The sequence below is a fragment of the Coprococcus sp. AF99-45 genome, from assembly GCF_027663865.1.
In the GTDB taxonomy this organism is placed as follows: Bacteria; Bacillota; Clostridia; order Lachnospirales; family Lachnospiraceae; genus Allocoprococcus; species Allocoprococcus comes.
In genome coordinates, this window is sequence record NZ_JAQDGZ010000008.1 from 1 (window position 1) to 3960 (window position 3960).

At 42.2% G+C, this 3960-nt stretch carries 2 protein-coding genes; both read right to left on the minus strand.

The window, feature by feature from the left end:
- Positions 1-89: 89 nt before the first annotated feature.
- Complete coding sequence (locus PGR14_RS07850) at positions 90-1664, minus strand: IS1182 family transposase (protein WP_055261627.1); 1575 nt, start codon at positions 1662-1664, stop codon at positions 90-92.
- Between the two features lie 145 nt (positions 1665-1809).
- Positions 1810-3960, minus strand: a 2151-nt coding sequence (locus tag PGR14_RS07855) for a C40 family peptidase (RefSeq protein WP_270223211.1), incomplete at its 5' end; no start/stop codon positions are given.

The window sequence follows — 3960 nt, forward strand, 5'->3', positions numbered from 1 at the left end:
CCCTTTTTGTACCTGTTGTGTATAAATGACTGAAATCATGCGCAAAGAAAGCACACTTCCCCTACCCCATAGAAATTCTTTTTTTGAATCTATGCGGCAGTTCTGTTTCTCATCTTTTTTTTCTGATATTTATATAGATTGTGGCCTATCGCCACGAGTAAAACTTCCAGTTTGACTGAATGAATACCTCTTCGGACAATTCTCTTGTACCAACGGTCGTTTTTCATAATTCCGAAAGTGCCTTCTGCTTGTATCGAACGGTTCATTCGTAATAACGCACCGTGGATACTTTCTAGGTTTTCGATTACTTCCTGATGCATGGAAGTTAATTCCTGATTGATCCGAACGGTTCGATTCTTATCTGTCTTCTTACATTTCTCTGCATATGGACATCCACTACAGTCTTCGCATTCATACAATTCTTCCTTACGTCCGTATTGATTTCCCCTCACATTTTTTCTGTATAAAAAATGGAATGCTTTATCGTTAGGACATCTCATGACACCTTGCTCATCAATTCTGAAGTTAACTGCACGAAATGGATCTTCATGATATTTCTGATCCTTAGTTTCCTTTTTAAACATTGGAAATTTCATATACTTTTCAATTCCGTTCTGTTCACAGAAAATATAATTGTTGTATGAGCCATATCCAGCATCTGCCACAGGATATTTGGGATAGAATCCATAAGTTTGTTTGAAGTGCTCCATCAAAGGAACGAAACAATCCATATCCGAACGATAATGGTTCACGTCAACAACTGCAATATATTCATCTGCTACACCAATCTGTACATTATATGCTGGCAGAAGCTGATCATTGCCCATGTAATCCGTTTTGATACGCATAAAGGTAGCTGAGTTATCTGTTTTAGAGTAACTGTTTCGATTAGGACCACAGATTTCAATTTTTTGTATGTATTCTTGAAGTTTCTGACAGAAAGTAGTCAAGTGTTCATAATGACGCTGTTCTTTGGATTTTCGCTTTCCACTTCCGTAAACAAATGTACTTGTATCCAGTTCCCATAAAAGTACTAGCTGCTCAACGATTTCATTCAGATAATCCGGTACATACTCCGGATTTGTTGTGATCTGCACCCCGCTCCATGCGATTTCTGCATTAATCTCCTCAATCTCCGCAGTGATTTTTTCGTAAAGCTTGTAACGGAACTTTTCGGTAGCCTTCTTCCATACCCAGGTATACTTGTTTGCGTTTGCTTCAAACTTGGAGCCGTCGATGTAGAGATGTTGCAGATCTACATGCTCATCGTTAAAGATAGCATGATTGATGTCGTTAAAAATGTTTTCAATCTTATCTTGAAGTATTTCATTGATGAAATATCCAAAGGTTCTGTATGACGGAGTCTGATGATCCATGAGATACATGAACCTGATATTAACTTTGCAGTTGTCTTCCAGTTCTCTCAGAGAGCAGTAGCCGCTAGTCATAAATCCGAAAAGTACTGTTTTTAACATGTTGACTGGATTATATCTGAGTCGTCCGGTTGTGTACTCCGGAATATCCGTCAGATACTTGTTTAAATCGATTCCTCCCATCAATCTGTCAAATGTTAAAACAGGATCCAGCAGATCCAAACAATCTGAAAGAAACAGTGGTAAATATCCTTGTTTTGAATTACAATAATTATTGTGTAAAGTTTTCATCGCAAGTTAATTTTACCACAAAAATAGGACCTTTCGCATGAACGAATGGTCCTATTTCTTTTAGGGACTTATTTCACAGCCCCATTTTCCTGTTTTTATGGCTTTAGATAAACTCCGAAAGAACAAATTATCCTTCGCTTAATTTTTATTTAACCAGATATACTTCTGCATTCGTCACGCCGAGAGCAAGTGCTTCTTCATGGCTGTTTACATAGACATCAATGTGGTTTTTCTTGATCGCACCACCACAGTCTTCAGCAGTAAATACATGTCCGCCGATGATGACTTTTGTTCCGTAAGGGATTACACTCGGATCCACCGCAATGGTCTGTCCCTCAATGACTGGGGTTCCGGTTGCTGTGATCCCGTCTGCTTTGTTACAGCAGATTTCACATGCACAGTAATATGTAATCGTAAAATTGCCAAGATCCGTTCCGTACATCTCCTGCGTTGCATTGACCTCGCCGATTCCTCCACCTGCGACGGTATAATTATCGTCCAGAATCCGGGTCGCCCATACTGCATCTTTGTCGTAAACAGTTCCGTAAATAATTCCAACATCTTCATTTGCAGCTTCGATCGTCTTTCCATCTCCGGCATACATCACAACATGATATACATAACCGTTCTTTGCATAGAAGATCAGGTCTCCAGGCTGTGCGTCTTCTACTGGAATCTTGGTTCCATACTGGCTCTGATCCTCGGCAACACGCGGAAGATCATATCCGTAAGCCTTGTAAATCTGCTGTACAAATCCGGAACAGTCTGCTCCGTTTGTCAGACTGGTTCCGCCCCACACATAAGGATTACCGACAAACTGGGATGCATATTCAATCATTGACTGGCGGATTTCACCACTCGGCGTTCCTTCTTTTGTAGAAGTCAGCGTATAGTAAAGAGCTTTATTATCTTCCGGATCCATGTTTTCCTCTGCCATTGAATAGGCATCAGCTCCTCTTTCTGTCACCTGTGCTTTGGTTTCAGCGTCTGATTTCAAATACTTCTTTTCCGCAAAGCCTCTGACATCTCCGGATTCTACATAAACCCAGTCTGAATCTTCATCTGCAAGAATGTAGCAGAGCTCTCCTGCTGTCATTGTTCCGACAACTCTGGAATCCGCATTCTTCTCCTCCTGAATATCCAGGATTCCTTTTTTATCAGTATCTACCTGTTCGCTTACCAGTGCCGGTTCTTTATCTGCAACCGTCTGGTTCACCGTCGCACGGAGATAGGTATATGCCTGATTATCTTTAGCCTCTACCAGTGCCTGTGCCGTCTTTGCGGTTCCCTCGATTCCGGTATAGTCTTTGTTTTCTTTGGAAGCTTTTAACCTGGCCTGTGTCTGATAGACATCCAGAAGTTCCTGTGCCGCATCTTCCGTATAAATTTCAGACGCCTTTACAAATCCCCTGACATTACCGGATTCCACATACAACCAGCCATTGTCTTCTTCTTTCAAAATATAAAGAAGCCCGTCCTGCGAAATCGTTCCGACCGAGCGGACCTTTTCTTCCATCTGCTGTGCTGCCAGGTCAGCAGTCACTTTTGCCGCCTGTTCTTCTTTCTGCTTCTGCAGATCCTTCTCAGCCTGTCTTGCTGCTTCAGCTCTTTTTCCAGCTTTCAGATTGGTCTGATTCGGCGCCTCTGTTTTTAATTTCGCTGATGAAAAAATGTTGAGTCCGGTCAGTTTGATCTGTGTAGATTTTTTTACACCTTTTGCCGTTTTTGTACGTTTCACTTTTTTCGTGTTGTATTTTTGATTCTCTATATCAAATCCGGCTCTCAGCTCTTTTGCATCTTTTTTTGCCGCTTCAAGCTCTGCTTCTTTGGCTTCCTCGGAAGTATCTGCCCTGCCATCTGCAGCTTCCGGAATTTCCTCCCGTACATTGATCGCTGTTCTGGCAAATGCATATTTTCTTGCCACAGTCCAGAAACGGAAATCCTCTACCATCTCTGGCTGCTTCACAATCTGCTGACGGTTGATCAGTTCAGAATTACTGACTGCAGTTTTTGATTCGTTCTGACCGGCTGCTTCTTCTGCTTTGCTGATCTCCTGTGTATGGTCGATCTCACTTCCCGGAATTGGGTCGGTCTTTGTATCTTTCCGGTCTTCGGAAGAATCTGCCTTATCAGTATCCGGTTTCTGAATCGGATCTTTGGAATCGGATTTGCCGGAATCCGGGCTATCCGGATTTTCCGGAGTGCCTGGTTTTTCCGGTGTCTCTGGATTTTCCGGTGTATCCGGCTTTTCTGGAGTTTCTGGTTTTTCCGGTGTCTCTGGATTTTCCGGTGTATC